A 24,371-nucleotide genomic window follows, 5' to 3' on the forward strand; every position below is an offset into this window, starting at 1 on the left:
GCCGGTCTCCACTGGGCGACTCGAGGGAGCCTTAGTCGATGGATTCAAGGTCGCGGCGGGAGGCCCGGAGTATCAGGGCGCCTAGGCCGAGCAGCATCAGCGCGGCAAGAACAATGGCACCGATAGCGGCACCGGTGACGGCCAGTCCAGTGCCAATACCTGAACCCTCAGCCCCACTGGAGGGGTCGTCGGAGTCAGGGTCGGCTGCGGCGCCGTCGTCCTCCGGTGGGACACTGGAGTCGCCCTCTTCGCCAGTGGCAGGCTCTTCCTCCGCAGGGAGAGTCTCGCCGCTGGCGAAGGCGATATCGGCCACAATCGGATCATGGTCGGAGGATCTCCACTGGTCGGAGCGGAAGATATCGCTGGCGGTGTAGTTGAAGCGTGAGTACTCCAGTGCGATCGGCTCCACCGCGTTGATCTGCCAAATCTCCGCATTCGTGACGGTCGCGGCGGCAGCGGGGGAGGAGATGAGATGGTCCAGGGATCCCACCTCCGCCTGGAACATGTAGCTGAAGTCTCCTGAAGCTGCGGAGAGGTTGGTGTAGTCGGATGCGAAGAACACCTGCAGCGGATCTTCATTTTCATAGGAGTTGAAGTCACCCATCAGGTGCACATTCTCGGTGCCTGTGGACTCCACCAGGGCGTCGGCAAAAGCCTGGACGCCCTCAGCCTGGGCGATGCGGTCCACATTCCAGGGGGACTGACCATCGCCCTGATCCGCATTGGGGTCATCATCCTCAACCCCGGAGGCTCCTTTGGACTTGAAGTGGTTGACGACGGCGATGAATTGGTCCTCTTCGCTCCCGTCGACGGGCTGGAACTGCACGGCGAAGGGTTCGCGCGCATTGGAGTAGATGTCTTCCAGGTCGCGGTCCAGTGCGTCGAAGTACTCGGGGTTCAGTTCGGAGACGCCCTCGTCGAACAGGATCCAACTGTCGAGCACTTCCAGCGCCTCGGGCTTGTAGATGTATCCGTTGCGGATGACATCCTCGCTCTCGAGAGCCGGGACGTCCGCAGGCTCGCTCACGTAGTCCCAGGCCTCGTAGCCTAGGTCTTCGTTGAGTGCGTCGACCAGCTCTGCATGGGCGAAGTCCCGGTCGCCGTCGGGGTGGAAGTGCCCGGAGTTCTCCATCTCCTGCAGCGCGACCATATCGGCGTCCATGGCATTGATGGCGGCTACGATCTTGGCCTCCTGCCGTTCGAAGGACTCCTGGCTCCAGGCGCCGCGGACCTCACACCAGTCAGTGGTGATCGGGTTGCCTTCGCGGTCTGCGTAGAACTCACAGCCGGGCTCATCCTCACCAAGACTCACAAAGTAGTTCAGCACGTTGAAACCCGCGATGCGCAGATCGGCCTGCGGCTCAGCGGGTGTTTCATGTCCGGCCCTGGTGTTCTCGAATGAGGCAGGGGTGGCCGGGTCATTGGGCCCGTCAAGACGGGTGGTGGGCTGCAGCCGGTACTCGTCGAAGTCGTAGTGGAGGATCACCGGCTGTTCGAACTCGACCGCCGCGCCCACGCGCACTGGGTCATCGGCAGTGAGGTAGGGCAGTTCCAGATCTGAGGTCTGGAAATCATTGGTGGCGCCGTCGTCCAAATAAATCAGTCGCTCGCGATTCTCCTCGGCGAGCTGCGCAGCCGGTTCGCCGGGCTCAACCACTGAGGTGGGGTTGAACAGGGGGTCCATACCGGCCACGATTCCGATCTCTCCGAATCGGTTGAGTGTGTAGTGGTCGGTGACGGTGTAGTCGCCTTGCGGGGCGAGGAGCATTCCCAGGAGGGCATCGCGTTGTTCTGCCGTCTCGGGCACCGTGATCTCCGCTGGCAGCACGGGGTCAAAGTCTTCATCGTCTATGACCATCAGCTCGTGGTGCGGCGTCTGGTCCGAGCCGGGGAAGAGCGTGATCTGTTTCTGGCCGCTGGCCTCGTAGACGGTGGCATCTCCGGTGAGCTCCACATAGTCGCCGATCTCAACATCGGCGTCACCGGGATCTTCGCCCACTGTGGGTGGGGAGTAGACAAAGATGGCCTCTGAACCCTCATGGGACTCCAGGTTCAGGTCACCGCCGGTGCCCTCGGCCTGTATGAAGAACCCGGACCGGCTGCGCTCTGTTGGGTAGACTCCCGTCACTACACCACGCGTGGTGACGGGAATATCTCCGGTGGACTCATGCTCATCCAAACGGTCGACGACGTCTGAAATAGCAACCTCTTCGGTTTCCTGGTCCTGCGCACTGACCTGGATGGACAGTTCTACCTCAGTGCCCGTGACGGCCTCGGTGAGCACCAGCGGGAGCTCACCGTTCTCGCCGGGCTCGTTCGGAACTTCAAGCCTGACCTGCGCCTGGCCGCGTTCGTCGGTCTCGTTGACGTAGCTGTCGTCGATTTCGAACTCTTCGGTGACGGAGTCGCCGAGTTCAACCTCCAGAGTCTCTCCCGCTGGAATATCTGGGTGTGAAAAGGCAAGCGAGGAGATGTTCAGGGCGAGTTCATCACCAGGGGAGTAGACGGCGTCGTCGTCACTGACCCATTCGACGCCGAGGCTTCCCCGGTCCAGACTCGGCTCCAGGGTGCCCGTTTCACGGCCGTACTCGACGATGGCTTCGAGGTCGTTCTGGCCGGTGTCGATGGTCTGCGCGGCTTGACCCGTGACGGTGAGCCCGCTACCGCCGGCCGCCATGTAGCTGTTCATAGTCACTTGGTAAGTGCCCTCGGAGTCCACCGGTTCGCCGTCGATCCACACTCCGGTGATGCGTTGGCCTGAGGCAGCCTCGGGATCGTAGGTGTAGAACACATTGCTGGACTGACCGTGCCGGGAGAAGCGGCCCTCGTCATCGCGCCACTGCTGTTCAAACAGGGTGTGGACCTGCTCGCCGCTGAAAGTGAGGTTGACCAGGGTGTTGGCGAAGGGCTGGACGGTTCCGAGGTCGCGGACGGTGACATCGCCCAGCGGCAGATCAGCGCGGAGGCCGCCAGAGTTGGTGATGGCGAAGTCCACGTCAGGGTTGGTGGTCTGGGCCGCCCACAGCTGCGCATCGGCCACCAGTTCGCCTACTGTGGAGGCGGCTCCGCGGTTCTCTGACCCGTCGCCATTCTGCGCCCGGGCGAACGGAATCTCTCCTGGGACAGTGGCGACCGCTTCGGACCCCAGGTCGTCGGCCACGGCCACGGCGTCGGCCACGATCTGGTCCACCTCTGGGTGGGAGTCGCAGGCGAGCTCATCGGAGGAAAGGTCGATCAGGCGAGCTTGGGAATCGATGATTTCCCCGGAGTCAGTGTCATAGGAGATCTCCACCAGGGAGAGGTTCTCGCCGTACTCGCCGGCCTGAAGGAGAGGCGTCCCCTCGACGTCGTACACATAGGTCTGGTGGGTGTGCCCGGAGAACATGGCATCAATGGCCGGATGGGCGTTGAAGATCAGGTCTCCAAACGTGGTGCCGGAAGCGGAGTCCAGGCTCAATCCGGGCAGTCCCTCATGAACCAGGACGGTGACCACATCGGCGAGATCGTTCTCTGTGAGGTAATCGGCGTAGTAGTTGGCCTCGGCGGACATGGAGGTCCACTCAATACCGGCGATGCCCTCCGGGTTGACCAGCCTGGGCATGTTTTCAGTGTTCAGGCCGATGAAGCCAACGCGCACGCCGTCGACATCGATGACCTCGTAGGGCTCATAGAGGTGCTCACCGGTGTTCGCATCACGGGCGTTCGCTCCCAGCCAGGTGAAATCAGACAGCGGAACAATCCGGTTGTCGAAGTCATCAGCACCCTGGTCGAACTCGTGGTTTCCGAGGCTGGTGACTTCCATCCCCATGGCGTTGAGTGCCTCAATGGTGGGCTCGTCCTCTTGGATGAAGCTGGTGAAGGTGGAGGCGCCGAGCTGGTCGCCGGAGCCGGTGAAGACCGTGTTGGGGTTCTGCTCCCGGTAGGCGTCCACTGTGCAGGCCATGGCTGAGGCAGACTCTTCCAGACGGCCATGAAAGTCGTTGGTATTGATGAGCTGGAGTTCGACGACGCCGTCCTGGGTTTCTTCAGTCTCGGCCACCGCTGCTGCGGTGGAGGCACCGACGAAGGCGAGGGTCAGGCTGCTGAGGGTGAAGGCTTTTGTCTGGAAGAGCACAGGCCCCAGCTTAGCCAGATGAACGTGAACGCAATGCAACGGGAACCCCAAATGACCGTGACTCGACGGCTCGTTGACACCCACAGCTGCTGAGTGGGCACGGGTCGGGTTTACTTAATCAGTGCGAAGCAAGTCGTCTGAAGGTGAGGGAGTCGCGATGAACACGTATGCCGTGCTGCTGCGCGGGATCAACGTCGGCGGCAAGAACAAGATCAAAATGGCCGACCTCAGGGAGCTGATGGAAGAGCACGGGTTCCTGGATGTTCGCACCTACATTCAAAGTGGCAATGTCGTGCTGCGTTCGGAGCTGAACGCCGAACAGATCAGCAGCCGGATCGAGCAGCTCCTGATAAGGAGCTTCGCCCTGGATAGCAGCATCGTTCGCGTGTTGTGTCTGAGCCACGGCCAGTTGGCCCAAGCGGTCGAACAGGCACCGTCAGACTTCGGCACCGAGAATGAGCGTTTTCGATATGACGTGATCTTCTGCTTGGACCAGAACGCCGAGGAGGTCTTCGCCGATGTGCCGGTGCGTCCTGAGATCGACCGTGCCGCGCAGGGGCCGGGGGTGGTGTACTACAGACGCCCCGCGTCAACTCACCCGGAGGCGGGGCGGAGTTGGCTCAGTAAGCTCGTCGGCCGACCGGTGTATCTTACGGTGACAATCCGCAACTGGAATACCACGCTGAAACTCCTCGATCTGCTTCAGGAGCAGGCCGGTTCCCCGTAACGCCGCGTCATCGCCCGGGCGTCTTCGCACCAGGTAGCAGGGAGGCTGGCGAGTCACCGTATCCTGGAGGAGATGTGACCGTTGCCACGCAGGAGATAGGGGAAGTGCAATGCGGATAGCAGTGACAGGATCTACAGGAAAACTCGGCACCGTGGTGGCGCGTGAACTGCGCGCGGCAGGTCACGAGGTGATCGGACTCGACGTCGAAGGTTCGCGCGGAGCTGGCTTTGTGAAGGTCGACCTGACGAACTACGGGGAGGTGATCGACTCGCTTGGCGGTGTAGGGGATCGGCACGACGGATTCGATGCCCTGGTGCACCTCGCCGCAGTTCCAGCCCCGGGTATCCGCCCGGATGTAGCGACGTTCCACCACAACATGACCGCCAGCTTCAATGTGTTCTGGGCGGCAACGCGGTTGGGGATCGACCGCATTGTGTACGCCTCGAGCGAGACGGTGCTGGGTCTGCCATTCGACACGCCACCGCCCTACATTCCTGTGGACGAGGAGTATCCGGCTCGCCCCGAATCGACCTATTCGCTGGTGAAGCACCTTGAGGAGCAGTTGGCGATCGAGCTCGTGCGGTGGAACCCGCAGTTGTCCATTACGGCTCTGCGCTTCTCCAATGTCATGAACCCGGAGGACTATGAAGCGTTCCCGGACTTCGACGCTGACCCGATGCTGCGCAAATGGAATCTCTGGGGCTACATTGACGCCCGGGATGGAGCTCAGGCCATTGAGCGGGCTTTGACCGGGGCAGGGCCAGGTTTTGAGCGTTACATCATCGCGGCGGCTGACACGGTGATGTCCCGACCGAATGCGGAACTGGTCGCGGAGGTCTTTCCTGAGGTACCGGTCCATGGTGACATTGGAGTCCATGACACGCTGCTGTCCATTGATAAGGCTCGTCGCGAGCTGGGCTATGCGCCACGGTACTCCTGGAGAGATGCCTAACCCCGGGTGAGCCTTCCCTCCGCAGGAGAGGCCATGCCTCATATACATTCGTGGGCCCCGAACCTAACGGTTCGGGGCCCACGAAATCATCATCTTTCAGATATTTTTGATTGGCGGAGACGGAGGGATTTGAACCCTCGGCAGAGAATTAACCCTGCACCACCATTCCAGGGTGGCTCCTTCGGCCGCTCGGTCACGTCTCCAACGTTGTCCTGCAGTTTCGAGGACCGGTACATCGTAGCGGATTACCCGAGGGGTTCGCACATCGGCCGGATGGGACCGCTACGAAGAACTATGCGACCAGCTTGGTGTGGAGATTCTCGGCCAGCAGATCTGGGTCTGTTTCGCGCCTGAGCAACTCGGCCAAGCCTGAGGCTCCGCCCAGCTCGGTGAGCATTGAATCCATGGAATCGGCCGGTGCTGACAAGAGTGGGTGCTTGGACGCAAAGAACTCTGCAGTGCGCTTAGCGTCTTCAGACTCGTGATCCGGCCGGCTGTACGCGGCATGGGCCAGACGGTCGAAGATCGCTGTGAGGTTCTGCTCTGTCCGCGCGTAGTCCTCTACGATCACGCTGCGGTCAGCTCCGAGAAGCTGCAGCACCACAGCAGCGAGGATGCCGGTCCTGTCCTTACCTGCTGCGCAGTGGAACAGGACACCTCCGGTGGAGTTGCCGATCACTTCCAGGCCCTCTGCCACCTCGTGGATGTGGCTTCGCACCAGCCCGGCGTACCAGCGGCCCACATCGGCCGGCGACTGCATGGACGGCGCCACCTCGATCAGCGCCAGGGGGTGGACGGCCATCTCTGCCAGCGGCAGGTGGTGGGCTGTGACGCCGAGTTCGCCGGCCATCCGGTGCGGGGAGCGGGTGACCTCCGGGGTGGAACGAAGGTCGAGAACCGCAGAGAGCCCTTGCTCCGCCAGAGCGGCGATCTCCTCACGGGGTGACATGGTCAGATCATCTGCGCGCCACAACGCCGCGGGCCTAAGCCTGCCACCCTCCACGCTGATTCCTCCGAGGTCGCGGAGGTTCACAAGGGGCCGAGCGGTGAGGGTGGCGTCGTCGTATGTCATTGCTGTCATTTTAGAGGACGCAGGTGGTGGCGCCCGCAGCTGGGCAGTTCGCGTCGACCGCGAATCACGCGCTACCATGGTGGCTGGCCCCACGCGTGGTGTCATCCTGCTGAACTCCCCCAGGACCGGAAGGTAGCAAGGGTAAGCGGGCTCTGGCAGGTGCGCGTGGGGTTCTTAATGCCCAGGAATCTTAATTTCTACCCAATGTAGAAGACAGCGGTAGAATGGGGTCACAGACCTTTCTCCCATGCACGAACCAAGGAGCACCATGTCCCGCGATTACGTCGCCTCACCCATGCCCAAGCTGACCTTCATCACTGGCGCAATTCTGGTGGTGGTTGGCCTTGGTGGGTATCTGTTCTCGCTCACCAACGAGACCGACCACTGGACCGCACTGATTCCCGCCCTGGTAGGGCTGCTGCTGCTGGTTAGCGGAGCGATCGCCCTGAAGAACCTGATGGTTGGTGTGCACATCGCCCTGGTCATCGCGCTGATCGGCGCCCTGGGCATGATCATGCCGCTGATGAGTCTGGGCGATCTGTTCGCGGGCGAGGCCGAGCGGCCGGCAGCTGTCATCTCAGCACTGGTGTCGTTGATTGTGCTTGTGGTCTACCTGGTGTTGGGTGTTCGCAGCTTCATTCAGGCCCGCCGCTGGAAGAAAGCCAACGCCTAGCCCTCCTTCCCGCTTAACACACCAGCTGGGGTGAGAACACCCCGGCGTTTTCCTCCCTCGCCTGCGCCCACGCCTGCTCCACGACGGCCAGGAACCGGTCATTGGGAGCGTAATACGCCGGCTCGCCCCAGCCTTCGCGGGCCATGCGCTCATTGACGAACACATCCTCTACGAACACTGCCGCCAGCAGCCGGTCATAACGGTCCCGCAGCTGCTGATCGAACTCCAGGACGATGACGTCGCCTGGACTCAGCAGCTGACTGATCGCCGCTGAGGCTTCAGGTCCGCCGCACTCCACCGGCTCGGTGGGATGGACGGTCTCCGGTGTGTCGATGTTGAGCAGTCGGACCCGTTCGTCTTCCCCCTCCATGGACACCACGATGGTGTCACCGTCCACCACCCGGACCATCTCCGCGACTACAGCGTCCTCCGAGAAACCGTCCGGGACCTCCAGCGGGCGCTGCTCCCACCAGGCGAGCACCCCAGCCACAGCAATGGCCAGGACGACCACTGCCAACCACGCCAGGGCGCTGGACGCCGTCGGCCGCCTCCGCCACCCTGACCCGGTACGTGTCCCCGGCGTACCCAGCCCGCGGCGCACACGTACCGGCCGCCGTGCAGACCTACCAGCGGCGCCGTTGAAGAATCGCTGCGTGGTGCTCATGGGACCAACACTGTAGCGCCAGGCCCCCACATGTCTGGTGCCGCCTGTCAGAGGCCGACGCCCCTATACCTCTCTTGCCTCTGTGTGCCTCCGCCAAATGTCAGATCACTTCATTCTCAGTGTCATCGAACGCTTCAGAACGGCATTTTTTGACAATCGGGCGGTGCGGGCCGACAGGCAGCCCGGTGGAACCGGTGATGTCGGCCACAAATGGGGGCCAGTTCCGCTCGTTCTTCGAAAACGCAAAGAAATGCATTTCTTTACCTGAGTTGAGGTAGCGCGGGCCTTGCATAGTGGCGAAAACTGAGAAATGTCAGAGATGACGCCCACGAATCAAAGGAGATTCCCATGACTGAGACCCTGACCAACGCCGCAGCACAGAACGGCACCTCGCAGCCGACCGGCTTCCAGCCCGAGACTCGGGATGTATTCGAGGAGAAGGCCCAGGCCCTCCAGAAAGAGTGGGACACCAACCCCCGCTGGAGCCAGACCACCCGCGACTACACCGCTGAGGAAGTCATTCGCCTCCAGGGCACTGTCCAGGAGGAGCAGACGCTGGCAAAGCGCGGCTCTGAAAAACTGTGGGCCCAGCTCACCGAGGAGCACGCCGCCGGGAAGTTCACCAACTCCCTCGGCGCACTGACCGGCAATATGGCCGTCCAGCAGGTCAAGGCCGGCCTGCGCGCCATCTACCTTTCCGGCTGGCAGGTCGCCGGTGACGCCAACCTCTCCGGCCAGACCTACCCGGACCAGTCGCTCTACCCCGCGAACTCAGTTCCTTCAGTGGTCCGCAGGATCAACAACGCGCTGATGCGCGCTGACCAGATTGAGTACTTGGAAGGCACCCGCACCGTGGAGGACTGGATGGTGCCGATCATCGCAGATGCGGAGGCTGGCTTTGGCGGTCCGCTGAACGCATACGAGCTCATGAAGCAGATGATCGGTGCCGGTGCGGCGGGAGTGCACTGGGAAGATCAGCTCGCCAGCGAAAAGAAGTGCGGCCACCTGGGCGGGAAGGTCCTCATCCCCACCGGGCAGCATGTGCGCACCCTGCAGTCAGCACGGCTCGCCGCGGATGTCTCCAACACCCCCAGTGTGATCATCGCCCGCACTGACGCAGAGGCGGCCACTTTGATCACCTCAGACGTGGACGAGCGCGACATGCCCTTCATTACCGGGGAGCGCACCGCTGAGGGCTTCTACAAGGTCCGCAATGGAATCGAACCCTGCATCTCCCGGGCCAAGGCCTACGCTCCCTATTCTGATCTGATTTGGATGGAGACCGGCACTCCAGATCTGGAACTGGCCAAGAAGTTCGCCGAGGCGGTGAAGTCGGAGTACCCGGACCAGATGCTCGCCTACAACTGTTCGCCGTCCTTCAACTGGCGCAAGCACCTCGACGACGCCACGATCGCCAAGTTCCAACGGGAACTGGGCAAGATGGGCTTCACCTTCCAGTTCATCACCCTGGCGGGCTTCCACGCTCTGAACTACTCGATGTTCGAGCTCGCCAAGGGTTACAACACGGATCAGATGAAGGCCTACGTGGAACTGCAGGAGAAGGAATTCGCCGCTGAGGCTCAGGGCTACACCGCCACCAAACACCAGCGAGAGGTCGGCACCGGGTACTTCGACGCCGTCTCCACCACATTGAATCCCGAATCCTCGACAGTTGCGCTGCGGGGATCCACTGAAGAGGGCCAATTTTAGAGTTCACCGGGCAGCAGACCCGAACGTGAACAGATAAGGAAGAAGTGTCATGAATACCGGACAGACCATCACCATCAACGGAATAACTCTCGCCGGGCCATCCGTGCCACGGCAGAACGAACTGTTCACCGGCGCAGCACTGGAGTTCTTGGCAGTGCTTCACCGTGAATTCTCCCCACGGCTGGTTGAGTTGGGGCTGGGTTCGGAGACACCGCGGTCTGCCTCCGGTTGGCAGGCGCTGGTGAACCGGCACCTCACCGAGCCTCCCAGCAGCTTTATCAGTCCACGGCGGCTGACTCGCAGTGAGGACAGGATTCTCTGCAACGGCAGTCCGCTGTCGGCTGGGATTGTCGACTTCGGTCTGCACATCCACCGCAACGCACGGCGTCTGATGTGGGAAGGTCGGGCACCATTCGTCTCACTTCTCGGGACGGAAGGCGAGGAGGAACTGCAGATCTGGCAGGAGCTCTTCATCCGGGCTGAGCAGCTGATGAATCTGCCCGACGGCGCCATCCGGGCTATTCACCTGCGGCCCGGCGAGCCGGATATGGACGACGACGAGGACGGCCAGGCCTGCAGCGCAGCAGTCCTGATGACCCGTTCCGGAGCTCAGGCTCAGGTCGCCTGACACCGGCCCATTAACCCACTGAACCCCCGGAGTTTTCGAGGTCTCCGGGGGTTCAGTGCGTGCTGATGGTGTTAGTTGACCAGCTCGTCAATGACGTCCTGGTTGTTTTCAGCCCATTCGACAGCGCCCTCGGGGCCGTCGTCGTACTCGTTGACCACAAGGTCTTCGAGCTCGGCGTATTGGTCATCGTCGAGCTCCAGCGCGCTCATCCACTCAGCTACCTCGGGGAACTCGGAGGAGAAGTCGGCGTTAGCTACGAGGTTGAGGGTTTCTTCCTCACCGAGGTGTCCCTCTGGATCCTCGATATCCTTCAGGTCCCAGGAGCCGTATGCCCAGAACGGACGCCACAGGGTGACGACGATGTCCTCTTCGGCGTCAATGGCGTTGTCCAACTCGGACAGCATCGCAGCAGTTGAGGATTCAACCAGCTCAAACTCTTCATCCAGACCGTACTCGGGGAAGACCGTCTCGGAGGTCACTGCCATGTGCCCGGCCCCTGCCTCAATGCCGACCACCTGGTTGTCAAAGGCTTCCGGGTCATCCAGGAGTTCTGGGATGGAGTCGATGTCTGTGTACTCCGGCACAGCCAGGGTCAGCACAGCACCTTCGTAATAGGCGCCAAGATCCTCAAGTGCATCGCCATGCTGGTCCATATATGTTTCGTGAGTTGCAGGCAGCCATGCTGAGGGGTAGACGTGAATGTCGCCGTCTGCCAATCCCTGGTAAACCGGTGCCGCGTCACCGAGGGCCATGATCTCGACATCGTAGCCCTGCTCCTCAAGGATGTGTTGCCACAAGAAGGTCATAGATGAACCGTCGGTCCAGCCTTCGATGTACCCGAGTGTGATGGTGCCGCCGTCACCGGCCGCTTCACCATCGTCGTCCGCGTCATCTTCCGCGGCGTCGTCTTCGTCCTCGGCATCAGTATCGGTGTCAGTATCAGTGTCCTCTACGTCAGCGTCATCAGGCTCTTCGCCGTTGTCACCGTTGTCGCCGCAGGCGGCGAGAGTCAGTCCGAGCATCGAGGCGATGGCTGTGGACTTCAGGAATGTCGATGAGAGTTTCATCTTCAGTGGTCCTTTCCTACATGGGTGCGATTCTTCATTCGTTCCCGCCGTGTTCGGCGGGCAAATCTTCAGGCGTTCTTGGTGGTCACTGTGGCAGCTTCGGTGTCTGCCCCTTGATCCTCGGACTTTTTGGGAGTACTTCGGCGACGTCGCAGTCGACTCAGAGTGCTGCCCTCCGGGGAGCCCAAGGCGGCTGTCACCCGGTCAAGGTAAACAGCCAGCATGACCACGCACAGGCCGGCTTCCAATCCTAGAGAAAGATTGAGCTGGTTGATGGCTCGGACCACTTCGTTGCCGAGTCCGCCGGCGCCCACAAACCCGCCGAATACGGCCATGGACAACGCGAGCATGATCACCTGGTTGACGCCAGCCATGATGGTCTTGACGGCCAGTGGAAGCTGTATGCGGAACAGAACCTGAATTGGGGTGCTCCCGAAAGCGTGACCGGCTTCGACCACTTCGGGGTCCACCTGACGGATGGCCAACTCGGTGAGTCTCACACCTGGGGGGAGGGCGAAAATGATGGTGGCGAGGATGCCTGATGGCATGCCGAGGCCGAACATTGCCATTGCGGGGATGAGCCACACCAACGCGGGCATGGTCTGCATCAGGTCCATGATGGGCCGCACGGCTCGGGAGACGGCCTCGGTCTTGGCCGCAAGTATTCCCAGAGGGATCGCAATGAGTAGGGCGATAACAGCCGCTACGGCCACGAGAGCAAGGGTTTCGAGGGCCTCTTCCCACAGATCGACCGTGATAATGAAGAACATCAGCGGGATAGTGAGTAAAGCCAACTTCCAGTCACGCATCAGCCATGCGATGAGAGCGAAGATTGCCGTAAGAACGAGAGCATCGGGCCTGGACAGTAGGTCTGCCAGCCCCTCCGATGTGGTCTCAAAGACTATTTCGACCCAGTCAATGACAGTGGAGAAAGTGTCCTCAAACCAATCGAACCCTCTTTCCAATACGTCCCCCACAGGTAGGCGGGGGACACCGGTTCCGTCGGTTTCTTCGGCGCGAATCATGAGGCCACCTCCTGGTGGATGGTCTGAACCGAGGATGTTGGAGTCGGGTCCGCCATGGCGTTGAGCAGGGTGACCCGGGGGATGACTCCGAGTAGTTTGCCGGCATCGTCAATGACCGCCAGGCCGGAGGCGTGTTCGGAGGCTGCTGTCATGAGTTCAGAGAGGTAGGTGTCCACTGAGGTCGCCGGCATGGGCTTAATCAGCCCTGCGAGGGTCTCTTTTCCGGCAGCAACTCCTTCGGCGATGTGCTCTTCGTAGACGACCCCCTGCAGGACCCGGCCTTGGTCAACCACACAGAGCGAGCGAGTCTGGTGTTCCCGCATCAGCCGGTGGGCCGCACGCGGACCCTGTTCTGATCCCAGCAGCGCCACCGGCGGTTCTTTAATGTCCCCGGCGGTGAGCACCCGAGTGCGGTCCACGTCCTGGATGAACTGGGCAACGTAGTCGTTGGCGGGATCGTTGAGGATCTCCTCGGTAGTGCCGATCTGGACGATCTTCCCGTCGCGCATCATCGCGATCCGGCTGCCCAGCCGCATGGCTTCGTTGAGGTCGTGGGTGATGAAAACGATTGTCTTACCCAGGTCCTTCTGGAGCTCGAGCAGCTGATCCTGCATCTCTTTGCGGATGAGCGGATCCAGGGCGCTGAAGGCCTCATCCATCAGCATGAGGTCGGTTTCGGCGGCGAGGGCGCGGGCGAGTCCGACGCGTTGGCGCATACCGCCGGAAAGTTCGTCGGGGCGCTGTCCGCCGTAGCCTTCGAGTCCAACCAGCTTCAGCGCCTCATTGGCTTTCTTTTCCCGGTCGCTGCGGTTGATCCCGCGCACTTCCATGGAGTACGCGGCGTTCTGCCCGACGGTCCTATGCGGCATTAGTGCGAAGTGTTGGAAGACCATGGAGATCTTCTCCCGCCGGATGCTGCGCAGTCGCCGGGCGTTGACGTTGGTGATGTCTTGGCCGAAGATCTCCACCGTTCCGCTGGTGGCCGGCTGAATGCCGTTCAGTGTGCGGATGAGCGTGGACTTGCCGGAACCGGAAAGTCCCATGACCACGAAGATCTCCCCCTGAGGCACCTCGAAGGAGGCGTCGATGACTGCTGCCATCCCCTGGGATTTCAGTTCGTCCCGGGTGGCTCCGTCTTTGATCTTTTTCACGATGGACTCAGGCCGTCTGCCGAATGCCTTATAGACATTCTGCACACGTACCGCTGAGACGTGACTATCTTCGGTTACTGACAAACCCTCAAAACTCCCTGTGAAAGTGACTCTTGCCCATCAAACATAGCAAACTACCGAGAATGTGCCCTATATCACATCTGGCAAGAGCCGGGCTGGTGAGGGGATTTCTGACCTACACTGTCTGCATGCGCGCAACGGAGCTCGCCACAGCAGAGAACGACGACGCCCTCGATCTCATTGCCCTGGGTCGACGGGTACGTCACCTGCGCAAGAAACAGGGCATGACTTTGGATGACTTGGCGGAGAAGGTCGGCACCGCCCCCAGTCAGCTCTCCCTTCTAGAGAACGGCAAACGCGAACCTAAACTCTCCCAACTCCAGCAGCTCGGGCGCAGCCTCGGTGTGGGGATGGAGCATCTGATGGGTGCGGAGCCGCCGTCGAAGCGGGCGGGCCTGGAGATTGAGTTGGAAAAGACCCAGCGCGGACCGCTCTACGCGGCCTTAGGGCTTCCCACAGTGCGGATCTCCAACCGGCTTCCCATGGACGTGCTGGAGTCGCTTGTGGCTCTGCAGCGGGAGCTGAAGCGCCGGCTGGAGGAACAGGCTGCCACGCCGGAGGAGGCTCGCCGGGCCAACACGGAGCTGCGGGAGGAGATGAAGTCCCGCAACAACTACTACCCGGAGATCGAGGCTCAGGCCGCCGAGCTGCTGCGGGCTGTGGGTTACACCTCTGGTCCGCTGGGCCATCACATCGCAGCACGGATTGCCGAACATCTGGGATTCTCCATCCGGTTTGTGCCGAATCTGCCGAACTCCACGCGCTCCGTCACCGATCAGCGCAATAAGATCATCTACCTGACCCAGGGCAGGTCGCGGGACTGGGATTCACGTTCGGTGCTGCTCCAAGCCCTGGGGCACCATGTGCTCGGCCATACCGAGCCCAGTGACTACTCAGATTTCCTGCGCCAGCGGGTCTATACCAATTACTTTGCTGCTGCTCTGCTGATGCCGGAGAAGCCAGCGGTGGATTTCCTGTCCACCGCCAAGAGCGCCAAAGAGCTGGCAATCGAGGATCTGCGTGACGCGTTCGCTGTGTCCTATGAGTCGGCCGCTCACCGGTTCACCAACCTCGCCACCGAGCATCTGGGGATCACCTGTCACTTCCAGAAGGTCCATGAGTCCGGGATCATCCATAAGGCCTATGAGAACGACGGCGTCAGCTTCCCAGCCGACCATTCCGGTGCGATCGAGGGCCAGACCATCTGCCGGGAGTGGACCTCGCGTCAGGTGTTCGAGGTCAAGGACAAGTTCCGCTCATTCAACCAGTACACCGACACCCCGTCAGGCACGTTCTGGTGCACAGCACGCACAGAAGGCCACTCGTCAGGGGTGTACTCGCTCTCTATCGGAGTGCCGTTTGAGCACGCCAAGTGGTTCCGGGGCAAGGACACCCAATTCCGTTCTGTGTCCCGCTGCCCGGAGGACCCCACGTGCTGCCGGGTGCCGCCTGCTCAGCTTGCGGACGTCTGGGACGGTCAGGCCTGGCCGGCCACACGGGCCAATACGCACCTGCTGGCCGCCATGCCGGAGGGCGCATTCCCTGGAGTGGACACCACGGAGGTCTACCGGTTCCTACAGGATCATTCCCCCAGCTGAGCTCAGCGCAATAGGCTCACACGCTGCGGCGCATTGCCCGGATGCCCACTACGAGCCCGAGGGCCAGGACTACGACGGCGGCCACAGCGCCCTGCAGTGTGTCTGCTCCGAAACTGCCGTTGACCAGTTCGCGGAGAGCGTCGACCACATACGTCAGTGGGTTAGCTTGTGAGACGGTTTCGATCCAGCGAGGTCCACCCTCCAGGGGGAGCAGGAGGCCTGAGAGGAGCGTAAGCGGGAAGATCAGCGTTTGCTGGACCGCCCAAAAAAGCCAATCCTGATGACGGGAGGCTATTCCCAGTGCGTAGCTGAGCGCACCCAAACCCATGCCGAGGACACTCAGAATGGCGAATCCCGTCAACAGGCCCGGTAGGTGCGGACGGAATCCGAAGGCGGCGGCAATGCTGCAGAGGACGATGGCTTGACTCAGAAGGGGGACCATCTCTTTGAGAGTTCGGCCTAGGAGGAGCGCAGCGCGGGACACCGGTGCCACCATCATGCGCTCGTGGGAGCCCATGATGATCTCGTAGAGGAGATTTGACCCGGTCATTGTGGTGCTGAAGAGGGTGCTCATCACCAATACTCCCGGGACGAACCATTGATAGGTCTCACCCAAGGACTCACCTGTCACTCCGGCTAACAGTGGGCCGAAGATCGCCATGAAAATCAGAGGCTGCACCAGGGACGTCAGCAGCTGGAACGGATCGCGGAGCATGGGTCTAAGTTCGCGAAGGAAGACGCACCAGATGTCGACAAGTACACCTGAGGGCCGCGAGATCCTGGTAGTGGGAGAGATAGTGGTGTTGATCATCGTGAGATTCCTTCGGAAGCTGGTTCGGCTGCGGGAGTGGTATTCAGAGAGAGGTGGCTCTCTTCACGGAGACTTCGGCCTGTGAGATTGAGAAAGACATGGTCGAGCGTTGGTTGATCGATGTTGGCCGCAATGACGTTCACTTCTTCGGCGTGGAGGTCGTGGATCATCCGCGCCAGCAGGTATTCACCATGGTTGACGGCCACACTCAATCGGGTGCATCCACTGGCCAGTTCTGTTCTGCGCGGCTCCGGCTCGGTGGAACCAGAGACAGCCGCAGCGCGGCGCATAGTGGCGGAAGTTTTGTCGGCCATCTCGTTCGTCACGGTCAGGGAGATGCGGTCGCCGGCAAAGGTGTCTTTCAGTTGTGAAGCTGTGTCATCGGCGATGACGCGACCGCGGTCCACCACCATGACGCGCTCGGCGAATTGGTCGGCTTCGTCCAGGTAATGCGTCGTGAGAAGCAGGCTTGTGCCGTACCGATTGCGCATGGTCAAGATGTGTTCCCACAGATTCGCCCTAGACTGTGGATCCAATCCAGTCGAGGGTTCGTCCAGCAAGAGGAGCTTGGGTCGGGGCATCAGCCCGAGGGCGATGTCCACCCGGCGTTTTTGTCCGCCGGAGAGGGTCTCCGCCTTGCGATGTGCGATTTCTCCCAGTTGAAGGGCGTCGGTGAGTTCATCGGTTCGGCGGCGGGACTCCTCGCGGCCCAGTCCATAAAGGAGCCCCTGGCTATGCAGCTCGTCCCGGACCCGCTGGTACGGGCTTACTCCGTTCTTTTGGCCGACGTATCCGATACTGGATCTCACCAGCCCGGGGTTGTCCGTGATGCTGTGCCCGCAAACCTGTGCCTTGCCCGCTGTGGGTGGCATCAGGGTGATGAGCATCCGTAGTGATGTTGATTTACCGGCCCCATTTGGTCCGAGGAAGGCAGTAAGGGTTCCTTCTTCCACCTCCATGGTGAGTTCATCCACAGCAACCACTTCCTTTCCGCGAGAACTTCGAAAAACTTTGCGGAGGCCTTGAGCGGAAATGACGGGATTGGCCATGGGAGGTCCTTTCGGCGAGTGATGATCAGGGAAGGCCTTATGACTGGCCCACAACTCACGCTATGAGGTCATGCGGTCAGATCCTGTCCGCATGGTCCGGTAGGTTCCTTTTATGAGCGATCCCACGGTCCGCGCGCTGCGCCTGCTGTCCTTGCTTCAGACTCACCAGTTCTGGTCGGGCCCTGAATTGGCAGAGCGTCTGAGTGTCTCGCAACGCACACTGCGGCGGGATTTCGATCGCCTCCGAGAACTGGGTTATCGCATCTCAGCGGCTCCTGGTGTGACCGGGGGGTATCGGCTCGAGGCGAGTTCGGCTTTGCCACCGTTACTGGTGGATGAAGACGAGGCTGTCGCCATAGCGGTTGGACTGCGCACCGCGGCTCTGCACGGACTTACCGACGGAGAGCAAACCTCTCTCAGGGCATTGGCCAAGCTTGAGCAGGTCCTTCCGCGAAACCTGAGACGTCGGGTGAACGCTCTGCAGACCCACACCATGCCTGCGGCGTGGGGTGAACAACCTCGCGTCGCTGCTGATGTGCTCGCCCAGCTTGCCCTCGCCTGCAGAGATCAGGAGCGAGTCCGGTTCCGCTATACCGCTAGAACGGGGGAGGAGTCCTCCCGACTGGTCGAACCTCATTCCCTCGTCCCGCAGGGGCACCGGTGGTATCTGATCGCGTGGGACATCACAAGGGATGACTGGCGCCTATTCCGTATTGACCGGTTGGAGGATCTGCGCAGAACGGGAGTGCGTGCGCAGCCACGGCAGCTGCCTACTGAGGACGCTGCGCAGTTCCTCAATTCCGCTCTCTCTGCCACCTCAGACCGCTACGAGATGCTGCTGCGTCTCTATATGGACCGCGACCGTTTCGAGGCGCGTTTCCGGCACTGGGGTCGCGGAGCCTTCGAATCTCAGAAGGGTGTGATGGATTGGAACATTCAGGGATCGACTCCTGAGGAGTTGCTGGCCTACCTGTTCTGGCTTCCTGAGGATGTCGAATGGGAACTGCATAGCGATGATCCTGAGGTCCGGTCAGCGGCCATGCGGTTTCGTGACCGACTGGATCGAGCGTTTCAGGACTGAACCGTTAGGCCGATTCTCGTCTTGTCAGGCAGACGGGGTCTTGGCGCTGGGAGCCTCGTCGTCGTCGTCCTCAGTGGCGGGTGGGATATGTGGCATCACACCGGTGGCATCGTTGACCCAGTTGCGGGTGCGGCGCCGGGCGACCCCTTGTTTGACCTTGAACTTCCCGTGCACCAACCAGTAGAGCACGATCGCTAGGACCACCACTCCGGCGCATCCGGCATACATCACATGGAAGCCCCACAGGTCCACCAGCGGCCCCAGAAGCAGTGGGGAGAGACCGAAGCCGAGGTCCATCATGATGAAGAAGGTGGAGATACCGATGCTGATCCGGTGGGTGCGCATTTTGGAGGCGATGATCGCCTGGATAGCGGGCAGCAGGGACCCGAACCCGAACCCAGCGAGGACACCGGCAGTGATCATCACTCCCTGGTTCGGTGACCAGGCCAGCAGCCCCATGGAGACTGCGAAGGAGCACAGAGCGGGGATAACCACGATGTTGTCCCCTCTGCGGTCTTGGATCTTGCCCATGAATAGGCGCACGATCAGCATGGTGGTGGCGTAGACGACAAAGTAGAGGCTGGCGCCGTCGGACATGCCGATCGATTGGGCGTAGCCGTTGAGGAACGTCATCACGGAGGCGAACGTCAGGCCCAGCAGGGTGGCCACCATGGCGATCGAGAAGGCCCGCGGTTCGATCACATCGGAAGGGCGCAGCCGCAGCCGGTCCCGCATGGGGGTTCCCTTGCGTTTGACCTCAGGGGTGTTGACCAGGCAAGCACACAGGAAGGACGCCGCGGAGACGACCGTGACCGCGTAGAACATGCCGTCGAACCCGTAACTTTCGGTGAGCTGGATGGCCGCCAGGGGACCCAGCGCGGGGGGCAGCGAATTAGCCAGTAGGTAGTAGCCGGAGCCTTCACCGCGGCGGGCTCGGGGGATGATGTCGAACACGGCGGCGGTCAGCGCGGTCTGCCCGAAGCCCAGTGCTATACCGTGCACAATGCGCAGGATGATCAGCCACTGGTAGGAGTCAACCCACAGGTAGAGGATCCCGGCCACAGTGAAGAGCCCTAAGCAGATCACCAGAATGGGTTTGCGCCCGAGCGTGTTGACGTACTTTCCGGCGAAGAAACGCGCACCTAGGGCGCCCATCACGAACGCGCTCGCAGCGAAACCGGCGGCAGTCTGACCTGCACCAAACTCGGTGGCGGCATAGACTGCCATCCCAGTGACTAGGATGAAGAACGCAGTGGTGATCGCCAGGTTGATCAGGATCGCCAGGATGAAGTTCCAACTGAGCAGCGGTTCTTTCGTATCCTGAGTCACGCAGTTGATTCTTTCATGAGGGGGAGGCAGTGGTCGCAGATCTTCGTATCGACCTCAACGCCGATCTTGGCGAGGGGTTTGGGGCGTGGAGCATGGGCGACGACGCCGCCATGCTCGCACAGGTCTCATCAGCCAATATAGCCTGTGGCTTCCACGCAGGGGATCCGCTGACCATGCGCAGCACCGCCGGGCACGCAGCCAGCGCCGGGGTGGCTATTGGGGCTCATGTCGCCTACCGGGATCTGGCCGGATTCGGCCGCCGCTTCCTCGACGCCGCCCCGGACGAACTCTCTGCCGATGTGTATTACCAGCTCTGCGCCCTAGACGGTATGGCCCGCGCGGCAGGAGACCAGGTCCGCTATGTCAAACCCCATGGCGCGCTCTATCACGCCTGCCTCCACCACCGACCGCACGCGCAGGCTGTGGTGGACGCACTGACTCTCTTTGCCGAAGCCACCGGACGCAGGCTGCCGCTGCTGCTGGCACCGGGCGCCCTAGCCCATGACCTGGCGGATGAGCGCGGATTCCTCACCCCCAAAGAGATCTTCGCTGACCGCGGGTACAACTCTGATGGAACTTTGGTGTCCCGGCGTTCACCAGGAGCGGTGGTCACCGATGTGCCTGCCGTGGTGGAGGCTATGCAACGGTTCGTGGAGGAAGGCACCATCATCGCCACCGACGGAACGGCCCTGCCCTTGGAGGCTGAGAGCATCTGCTTACATGGTGACACCCCAGGCGCGGTAGCTATGGCGGAATCCGTGCGGGCCGCCCTTGCCGGCGCAGGTGCGAACATTGTGAGCTTCGCCTGATGCCCGACGCCGTCCGCGCAGCAGGACAACGTGCCCTGCTGGCCGATTTTTCAACACCGGCAGAGGTGCTGGCCTTCCACCGCCAGCTCACCGCCAAACCGTTAGCGGGTCAGGTGGAGGTCGTGCCGGCAGCCCGGACGGTGTTGATCGTCTTCCGCACCCGAAACCATACGCGGGAGGCAGCCAGACAACTCCGTCGGGTGCGCACACGCCCCGGCGGAGTTGGTGAGGGCCGCGAGGTGGAAATACGTGTCCAGTACGACGGCGCCGACTTGGATAAGCTGGCAGAGCTGCTGGGAATGAGCAGCCAGGGGCTCATCGACTGGCACAGTTCTACCCGCTGGGTGGGTGGGTTCGCTGGGTTTGCCCCCGGCTTCACCTATTGCCTACCGGAAGCAGTGGCCACCCGTAGGCGTCTGCGTAAGTCAGAACAACCGTTTCAGGTACCCCGGCTCAGTTCCCCGCGCACCGAGGTTCCGGAAGGTTCGGTGGCGCTGGCCGGTGAGTTCTCCGCTGTGTACCCGCGTAGCAGCCCTGGCGGATGGCAGCTGATCGGCACTACGGATGCGGTGATGTGGGACCTGGACAGGCCGGAGCCTGTACTGATCCAGCCCGGCGACGCGGTCAGGTATGTGCCGGTCTCCGACCAGATCACGCTCAGCGCAGCCGCACCCTCCGCCGCGCGGCGCAGATATGTTCCGGCAGGCGATGCGGTGGTGGACGTGCTCCATCCTGGTCCGCAGACCCTGTTACAGGACTTGGGCCGCCCGGGACGCAGTGGCCTTGGCGTTCCGCGCTCAGGTGCGGCTGATGTGCAGGCGCTGCGCCAAGCAAATGAGCTGGTTGGCAATGACGATTCAGCCGCGGGGTTCGAGGTCCTCTACGGAGGTTTCGAACTGGCGGTCCGGCAGATTTCGGTGCTGGCGGTCACTGGCGCGGAGACGTCACTTCAGGTGGCGACACCGACTGCCCCAGAGACGTCGAATATGGCGGTCAGCGGCACAGGTGCTGATAAACCGTCTGGTGGCAGCACTCAGGTGAGCGAAAGGGTGCGGGACGTGCCGCTGCGGGCGCCGTTCCTGATGTACCCGGGGGAGAGGTTGCGCCTCGGTGTCCCGGAGCGGGGCATCCGCAGCTATGTGGCGTTCTCTGGTGGTCTCGCTGCTGACAGGGTGCTGGGCAGTGCAGCAACCGACGTGCTCTCAGGTTTGGGCCCGGCACCGGTCGCCTCTGGTGACACCTTCGCACTGGTGGGGGTGCCGTCGGGTTTTGTGGGAATCGCTGATGTGGCGCGCACCGCCCTTCCTGAAGTGGGTCAACCCACCCGGTTGAGGTTTGTGGTCGGACCCCGGGACGAGTGGTTCGCCGGTCGGCACGGCAATCCGGGACTTGATGCGCTGACATCGCTGCCCTGGACGGTCTCAAGAGACTCCAACAGGATCGGACTGAGACTTTCCGCGGGGGAGGAGGCCCCGACACCTGCCATTGAGCGGACTCGACCTGAGGAACTGCCCAGTGAAGCGGTGGTCCGCGGTGCCATACAGGTGCCCGGATCCGGAGAGCCGGTGCTGTTCCTGGCCGACCATCCGGTGACCGGGGGGTATCCCGTAATCGGCGTTGTGGTCCGTGAGGACCTGGGGTTGGCCGCCCAGCTGCCGCCCGGTGCTGAGGTATCTTTCCAGGCGGTCGATCCCGACACCCTGGAACCGGCGTAGTGAGCACGGCCAGTCGGCCGTTTCTAGCAGACCACCAGACTGTGTCCGGGTGATGATAGGCCAGCTCCACCACACTGGATAGACGTGCCGTACTTGACCAGGCACCGAAGGTCTACTCTCTGTGAGGAGCTACATGATTACGACACTGCATAACCTCGGCGTACGTTCTGACCATGCCTACAACGCCGCCCTAGCGTCGGTGGGGCTGTCTGTCGGGAGCTGGGTGCTGTCACGGTTCGCCAGCAAAGACTCAAAGCCCCAGGCTGACCGGTGGGGTATCTTCGTCGGTCACTGGGCACCAACCTTGTTTGGTCTGGGCCTAGCCCTGGCTGAGGTGGAGAAGAAGTCCAAGAAAAAATAAGTGAAGGTCACAAGGTGGGGCGTTGCCGGTGAAAGCAGCGCTCCACTTTTTTGTGCGTGCCGATGTGATCAACAGCTCCCCGTATCTGGGCTGACTGGCGGTAGGCTTCATCCGTGACTCACGCCCCTGACTCTCATCATCACGTCCCAGATTCTCCTGTATACCGCCGCACCTCGGTGCCGGGCAATGTTCTCCGCGGCGTCATGATCGGCGTTGTGGAGACCGTACCGGGAGTCTCCGGCGGCACCGTGGCTCTGGTGGTGGGCATCTATCGACAGCTGATTGATTCAGCTTCTGCGATGGTTTCCGCTGTCCGGGCGCTGATCACCGGGCCTGATCGAGTCAATAGCATGCATGTGTACCTCTCGCTCGTGCAATGGCGGGTGGTTCTGCCGGTCATGCTCGGTATGGGTATCGGCCTGTTCACCGCAGTTCAGTTCATCGGAGGCTGGGTCGAGACCTACCCCGAGCTAACCAGGGCGGCGTTCTTCGGCATGGTAGTGGTCTCTATTGCCGTGCCCTTCCGGATGGCGCTGCGATCCGCCGGGGGGAGACTGAGCCCCAGGCACTGGGTGTTGGGCGCCACGGCGACGGCGGTGGCGTTTGTGCTGGTCTCGCTCCCGCCGGGCATGGTGGAGCCGCATTGGTGGCTTGTGCTTCCGGCGGCGGCGGTGACAGTTACCGCGCTGCTGCTGCCTGGGCTCTCGGGGTCGTTCCTGCTGCTGACCTTCGGATTGTACGAGCCGACGATCGCTGCGGCCCGGGACTTTAACGTTGGCTACCTATCAGTGTTCTTTGCCGGTGCAGTGCTCGGGCTGGTGAGCATTGTGAAGGGTTTGAAGTGGTTGTTAGATCACCACCACACCACGACGATGGTGGTGCTCACCGGGGTGATGGTGGGTGCGCTGCGCACACTGTGGCCCTGGCAGACCGAGGACCGTGGCCTCTTAGCACCCGACCAGTTGCTGGGGCCGGCCATCGGCCTCGCCGCCGCTGGAGCGGCCGTGGTGGCCGTGCTTGTGATCCTTGACTTCCGGCTTAGCCGTCAGATGTCGTGACGTGACGCCCCTGGCGGGTCAGAGCATGGCTCGAGGTTTCCGGATGCCGGGCCAAGGGCCCGCATTAGTGCACTAAAGTACGGTGCATTACGTCTCGTATGAGAATAAATAAAAAATAGTTTAGTGATACTTAAAAGTATATATGTATGTTTTTTATGTGGATTGATTCCCATGTATAAGATGATGTTTACCTGATGCGGAATTATGCGACTTTTCCTTCAGGGCAGGCATCAGGACGTGGGTAGGGTTCACGAGATCGTAAGGTTGGGGGCATCGCTGGTGAGGTGTCATGATGATGGCTCCACCTGTATACGTCCTCTGGGTACAGAATTCCTACCGGGTCGGTTCCATCGCACACCAGTAATGGCGTGGCGGTCTCCTGCCGATATCGCCAGAGCACACTTTGGACGGGATCGTCCTCCCTCAGGCGGATGACCTCTTCAGGGCATAGGCGGGCGCAGAGCCGCCTGCGCCATCCTGCTGGATCCGATTCAGCAAGAGCCGCAAGATCCTCACGTGTAACGATGCCCGCGGGTTCTCTGCGCAGGTTGAGCATCAACGCTGCCCTGTCAGGGGTTGAGAAGCGCTGAGCCGCAGACCCCAAGGTCTGGGCCACGGAGACGACGCAGGTGATGGGTGACATGAGGTCGCGTACCAGCATCACGCAATCACCTTCATGCGCTCAGAGAAATCTTT

General features: G+C 61.6%; 21 protein-coding genes, 1 tRNA gene and 1 other RNA gene. 12 read left to right on the top strand and 11 right to left on the bottom strand.

Annotated elements, in window-relative coordinates; genetic code table 11:
• Positions 1-31 precede the first annotated feature (31 nt).
• Positions 32-4,114, bottom strand: a complete 4,083-nt coding sequence (locus FH975_RS10435; RefSeq protein ID WP_162321293.1) for an ExeM/NucH family extracellular endonuclease — start codon at positions 4,112-4,114, stop codon at positions 32-34.
• Positions 4,115-4,271: 157 nt separating this feature from the next.
• Between FH975_RS10435 and FH975_RS10440 the strand changes: the two genes are divergently transcribed.
• Positions 4,272-4,841 carry a DUF1697 domain-containing protein gene (locus tag FH975_RS10440; protein WP_162321294.1) on the top strand — a complete coding sequence of 190 codons (570 nt, stop codon included), beginning with the start codon at positions 4,272-4,274 and terminating at the stop codon, positions 4,839-4,841.
• 109 nt (positions 4,842-4,950) lie between these two features.
• Positions 4,951-5,793 (top strand): NAD-dependent epimerase/dehydratase family protein, encoded by an 843-nt coding sequence (locus tag FH975_RS10445; protein ID WP_153078893.1) that lies wholly within the window; start codon positions 4,951-4,953, stop codon positions 5,791-5,793.
• Positions 5,794-5,904: 111 nt separating this feature from the next.
• Here the strand turns inward: FH975_RS10445 and FH975_RS10450 are convergent.
• Together FH975_RS10450 and FH975_RS10455 are read right to left on the bottom strand one after the other, a co-directional pair.
• Positions 5,905-5,996 (bottom strand) — tRNA-Ser (locus FH975_RS10450).
• An 89-nt stretch (positions 5,997-6,085) separates the two neighbouring features.
• Complete coding sequence (locus FH975_RS10455; protein WP_162321295.1) at positions 6,086-6,865, bottom strand: tyrosine-protein phosphatase; 780 nt, start codon at positions 6,863-6,865, stop codon at positions 6,086-6,088.
• 82 nt (positions 6,866-6,947) lie between these two features.
• Between FH975_RS10455 and ffs the strand changes: the two genes are divergently transcribed.
• An RNA gene (gene ffs / locus FH975_RS10460) (signal recognition particle sRNA small type) lies at positions 6,948-7,044 on the top strand.
• Positions 7,045-7,133: 89 nt separating this feature from the next.
• Positions 7,134-7,538, top strand: coding sequence for a hypothetical protein (locus tag FH975_RS10465; RefSeq protein WP_235928654.1), 405 nt, complete (start codon positions 7,134-7,136; stop codon positions 7,536-7,538).
• 13 nt (positions 7,539-7,551) lie between these two features.
• Here the strand turns inward: FH975_RS10465 and FH975_RS16635 are convergent, their stop codons facing one another.
• Positions 7,552-8,202, bottom strand: a complete 651-nt coding sequence (locus tag FH975_RS16635; RefSeq protein ID WP_235928655.1) for a thermonuclease family protein — start codon at positions 8,200-8,202, stop codon at positions 7,552-7,554.
• A gap of 348 nt (positions 8,203-8,550) precedes the next feature.
• Between FH975_RS16635 and aceA the strand changes: the two genes are divergently transcribed.
• Together aceA and FH975_RS10480 are read left to right on the top strand one after the other, a co-directional pair.
• Entirely contained in the window at positions 8,551-9,912 is a 1,362-nt protein-coding gene (gene aceA / locus FH975_RS10475) for an isocitrate lyase (protein ID WP_162321296.1), read from the top strand.
• A 49-nt stretch (positions 9,913-9,961) separates the two neighbouring features.
• On the top strand, positions 9,962-10,540 hold the full coding sequence (locus tag FH975_RS10480; protein ID WP_162321297.1) for an aldolase/citrate lyase/malate synthase family protein: 579 nt from the start codon (positions 9,962-9,964) through the stop codon (positions 10,538-10,540).
• A gap of 71 nt (positions 10,541-10,611) precedes the next feature.
• Here FH975_RS10480 and FH975_RS10485 read toward each other — a convergent pair whose 3' ends face one another.
• The 3 genes from FH975_RS10485 to FH975_RS10495 form a co-directional block, all read right to left on the bottom strand.
• Positions 10,612-11,607 carry a glycine betaine ABC transporter substrate-binding protein gene (locus tag FH975_RS10485; protein WP_202923178.1) on the bottom strand — a complete coding sequence of 332 codons (996 nt, stop codon included), beginning with the start codon at positions 11,605-11,607 and terminating at the stop codon, positions 10,612-10,614.
• Positions 11,608-11,675: 68 nt separating this feature from the next.
• Positions 11,676-12,632: an ABC transporter permease gene (locus FH975_RS10490; protein WP_162321298.1), complete on the bottom strand. Its 957-nt coding sequence runs from the start codon at positions 12,630-12,632 to the stop codon at positions 11,676-11,678.
• Positions 12,629-13,867, bottom strand: coding sequence for a quaternary amine ABC transporter ATP-binding protein (locus FH975_RS10495; RefSeq protein ID WP_202923179.1), 1,239 nt, complete (start codon positions 13,865-13,867; stop codon positions 12,629-12,631). Before FH975_RS10495 ends, FH975_RS10490 begins: the two co-directional genes overlap by 4 nt.
• A 125-nt stretch (positions 13,868-13,992) precedes the next feature.
• Between FH975_RS10495 and FH975_RS10500 the strand changes: the two genes are divergently transcribed.
• Positions 13,993-15,462: an XRE family transcriptional regulator gene (locus FH975_RS10500; RefSeq protein ID WP_162321299.1), complete on the top strand. Its 1,470-nt coding sequence runs from the start codon at positions 13,993-13,995 to the stop codon at positions 15,460-15,462.
• Positions 15,463-15,478: 16 nt separating this feature from the next.
• On the opposite strand, the gene FH975_RS10505 is transcribed toward FH975_RS10500, so the two are convergent.
• Positions 15,479-16,273, bottom strand: a complete 795-nt coding sequence (locus FH975_RS10505; RefSeq protein WP_162321300.1) for an ABC transporter permease — start codon at positions 16,271-16,273, stop codon at positions 15,479-15,481.
• Positions 16,270-17,322, bottom strand: a complete 1,053-nt coding sequence (locus FH975_RS10510; RefSeq protein WP_162321301.1) for an ABC transporter ATP-binding protein — start codon at positions 17,320-17,322, stop codon at positions 16,270-16,272. Before FH975_RS10510 ends, FH975_RS10505 begins: the two co-directional genes overlap by 4 nt.
• Positions 17,323-17,434: 112 nt before the next feature.
• Here FH975_RS10510 and FH975_RS10515 point away from each other — a divergent pair, with 112 nt between their 5' ends.
• Positions 17,435-18,403 (top strand): helix-turn-helix transcriptional regulator, encoded by a 969-nt coding sequence (locus FH975_RS10515; protein ID WP_162321302.1) that lies wholly within the window; start codon positions 17,435-17,437, stop codon positions 18,401-18,403.
• A gap of 24 nt (positions 18,404-18,427) precedes the next feature.
• Here FH975_RS10515 and FH975_RS10520 read toward each other — a convergent pair whose 3' ends face one another.
• Entirely contained in the window at positions 18,428-19,732 is a 1,305-nt protein-coding gene (locus FH975_RS10520) for an MFS transporter (protein ID WP_162321303.1), read from the bottom strand.
• Between the two features lie 29 nt (positions 19,733-19,761).
• Here FH975_RS10520 and FH975_RS10525 point away from each other — a divergent pair, with 29 nt between their 5' ends.
• The 4 genes from FH975_RS10525 (at position 19,762) to FH975_RS10540 (ending at position 23,675) form a co-directional block, all read left to right on the top strand.
• Complete coding sequence (locus FH975_RS10525; RefSeq protein WP_162321304.1) at positions 19,762-20,541, top strand: LamB/YcsF family protein; 780 nt, start codon at positions 19,762-19,764, stop codon at positions 20,539-20,541.
• Positions 20,541-22,256: a 5-oxoprolinase subunit B/C family protein gene (locus FH975_RS10530; protein ID WP_162321305.1), complete on the top strand. Its 1,716-nt coding sequence runs from the start codon at positions 20,541-20,543 to the stop codon at positions 22,254-22,256. The genes FH975_RS10525 and FH975_RS10530 overlap by 1 nt, the downstream gene beginning before the upstream one ends.
• Before the next feature lie 133 nt (positions 22,257-22,389).
• A complete protein-coding gene (locus FH975_RS10535; protein ID WP_162321306.1) occupies positions 22,390-22,617 on the top strand; it encodes a hypothetical protein in 228 nt (75 codons plus the stop codon).
• A gap of 113 nt (positions 22,618-22,730) precedes the next feature.
• Entirely contained in the window at positions 22,731-23,675 is a 945-nt protein-coding gene (locus FH975_RS10540) for a DUF368 domain-containing protein (protein ID WP_328821861.1), read from the top strand.
• A gap of 202 nt (positions 23,676-23,877) precedes the next feature.
• On the opposite strand, the gene FH975_RS10545 is transcribed toward FH975_RS10540, so the two are convergent.
• On the bottom strand, positions 23,878-24,336 hold the full coding sequence (locus FH975_RS10545; RefSeq protein WP_235928656.1) for a CBS domain-containing protein: 459 nt from the start codon (positions 24,334-24,336) through the stop codon (positions 23,878-23,880).
• Positions 24,337-24,371: the final 35 nt, after the last annotated feature.

The organism is Nesterenkonia haasae, from assembly GCF_010119385.1.
In the GTDB taxonomy this organism is placed as follows: domain Bacteria; phylum Actinomycetota; class Actinomycetes; order Actinomycetales; family Micrococcaceae; genus Nesterenkonia; species Nesterenkonia haasae.

Bases quoted from the DNA above. Each gene is read 5' to 3' on its own strand.
- FH975_RS10440 (WP_162321294.1), top strand. From the start codon at position 4,272: ATGAACACGTATGCCGTGCTGCTGCGCGGGATCAACGTCGGCGGCAAG.
- FH975_RS10445 (WP_153078893.1), top strand. From the start codon at position 4,951: ATGCGGATAGCAGTGACAGGATCTACAGGAAAACTCGGCACCGTGGTG.
- FH975_RS10455 (WP_162321295.1), bottom strand. From the start codon at position 6,865: ATGACATACGACGACGCCACCCTCACCGCTCGGCCCCTTGTGAACCTC.
- FH975_RS10465 (WP_235928654.1), top strand. From the start codon at position 7,134: ATGTCCCGCGATTACGTCGCCTCACCCATGCCCAAGCTGACCTTCATC.
- FH975_RS16635 (WP_235928655.1), bottom strand. From the start codon at position 8,202: ATGAGCACCACGCAGCGATTCTTCAACGGCGCCGCTGGTAGGTCTGCA.
- aceA (WP_162321296.1), top strand. From the start codon at position 8,551: ATGACTGAGACCCTGACCAACGCCGCAGCACAGAACGGCACCTCGCAG.
- FH975_RS10480 (WP_162321297.1), top strand. From the start codon at position 9,962: ATGAATACCGGACAGACCATCACCATCAACGGAATAACTCTCGCCGGG.
- FH975_RS10485 (WP_202923178.1), bottom strand. From the start codon at position 11,607: ATGAAACTCTCATCGACATTCCTGAAGTCCACAGCCATCGCCTCGATG.
- FH975_RS10490 (WP_162321298.1), bottom strand. From the start codon at position 12,632: ATGATTCGCGCCGAAGAAACCGACGGAACCGGTGTCCCCCGCCTACCT.
- FH975_RS10500 (WP_162321299.1), top strand. From the start codon at position 13,993: ATGCGCGCAACGGAGCTCGCCACAGCAGAGAACGACGACGCCCTCGAT.
- FH975_RS10505 (WP_162321300.1), bottom strand. From the start codon at position 16,273: ATGATCAACACCACTATCTCTCCCACTACCAGGATCTCGCGGCCCTCA.
- FH975_RS10510 (WP_162321301.1), bottom strand. From the start codon at position 17,322: ATGGCCAATCCCGTCATTTCCGCTCAAGGCCTCCGCAAAGTTTTTCGA.
- FH975_RS10515 (WP_162321302.1), top strand. From the start codon at position 17,435: ATGAGCGATCCCACGGTCCGCGCGCTGCGCCTGCTGTCCTTGCTTCAG.
- FH975_RS10530 (WP_162321305.1), top strand. From the start codon at position 20,541: ATGCCCGACGCCGTCCGCGCAGCAGGACAACGTGCCCTGCTGGCCGAT.
- FH975_RS10535 (WP_162321306.1), top strand. From the start codon at position 22,390: ATGATTACGACACTGCATAACCTCGGCGTACGTTCTGACCATGCCTAC.
- FH975_RS10545 (WP_235928656.1), bottom strand. From the start codon at position 24,336: ATGCTGGTACGCGACCTCATGTCACCCATCACCTGCGTCGTCTCCGTG.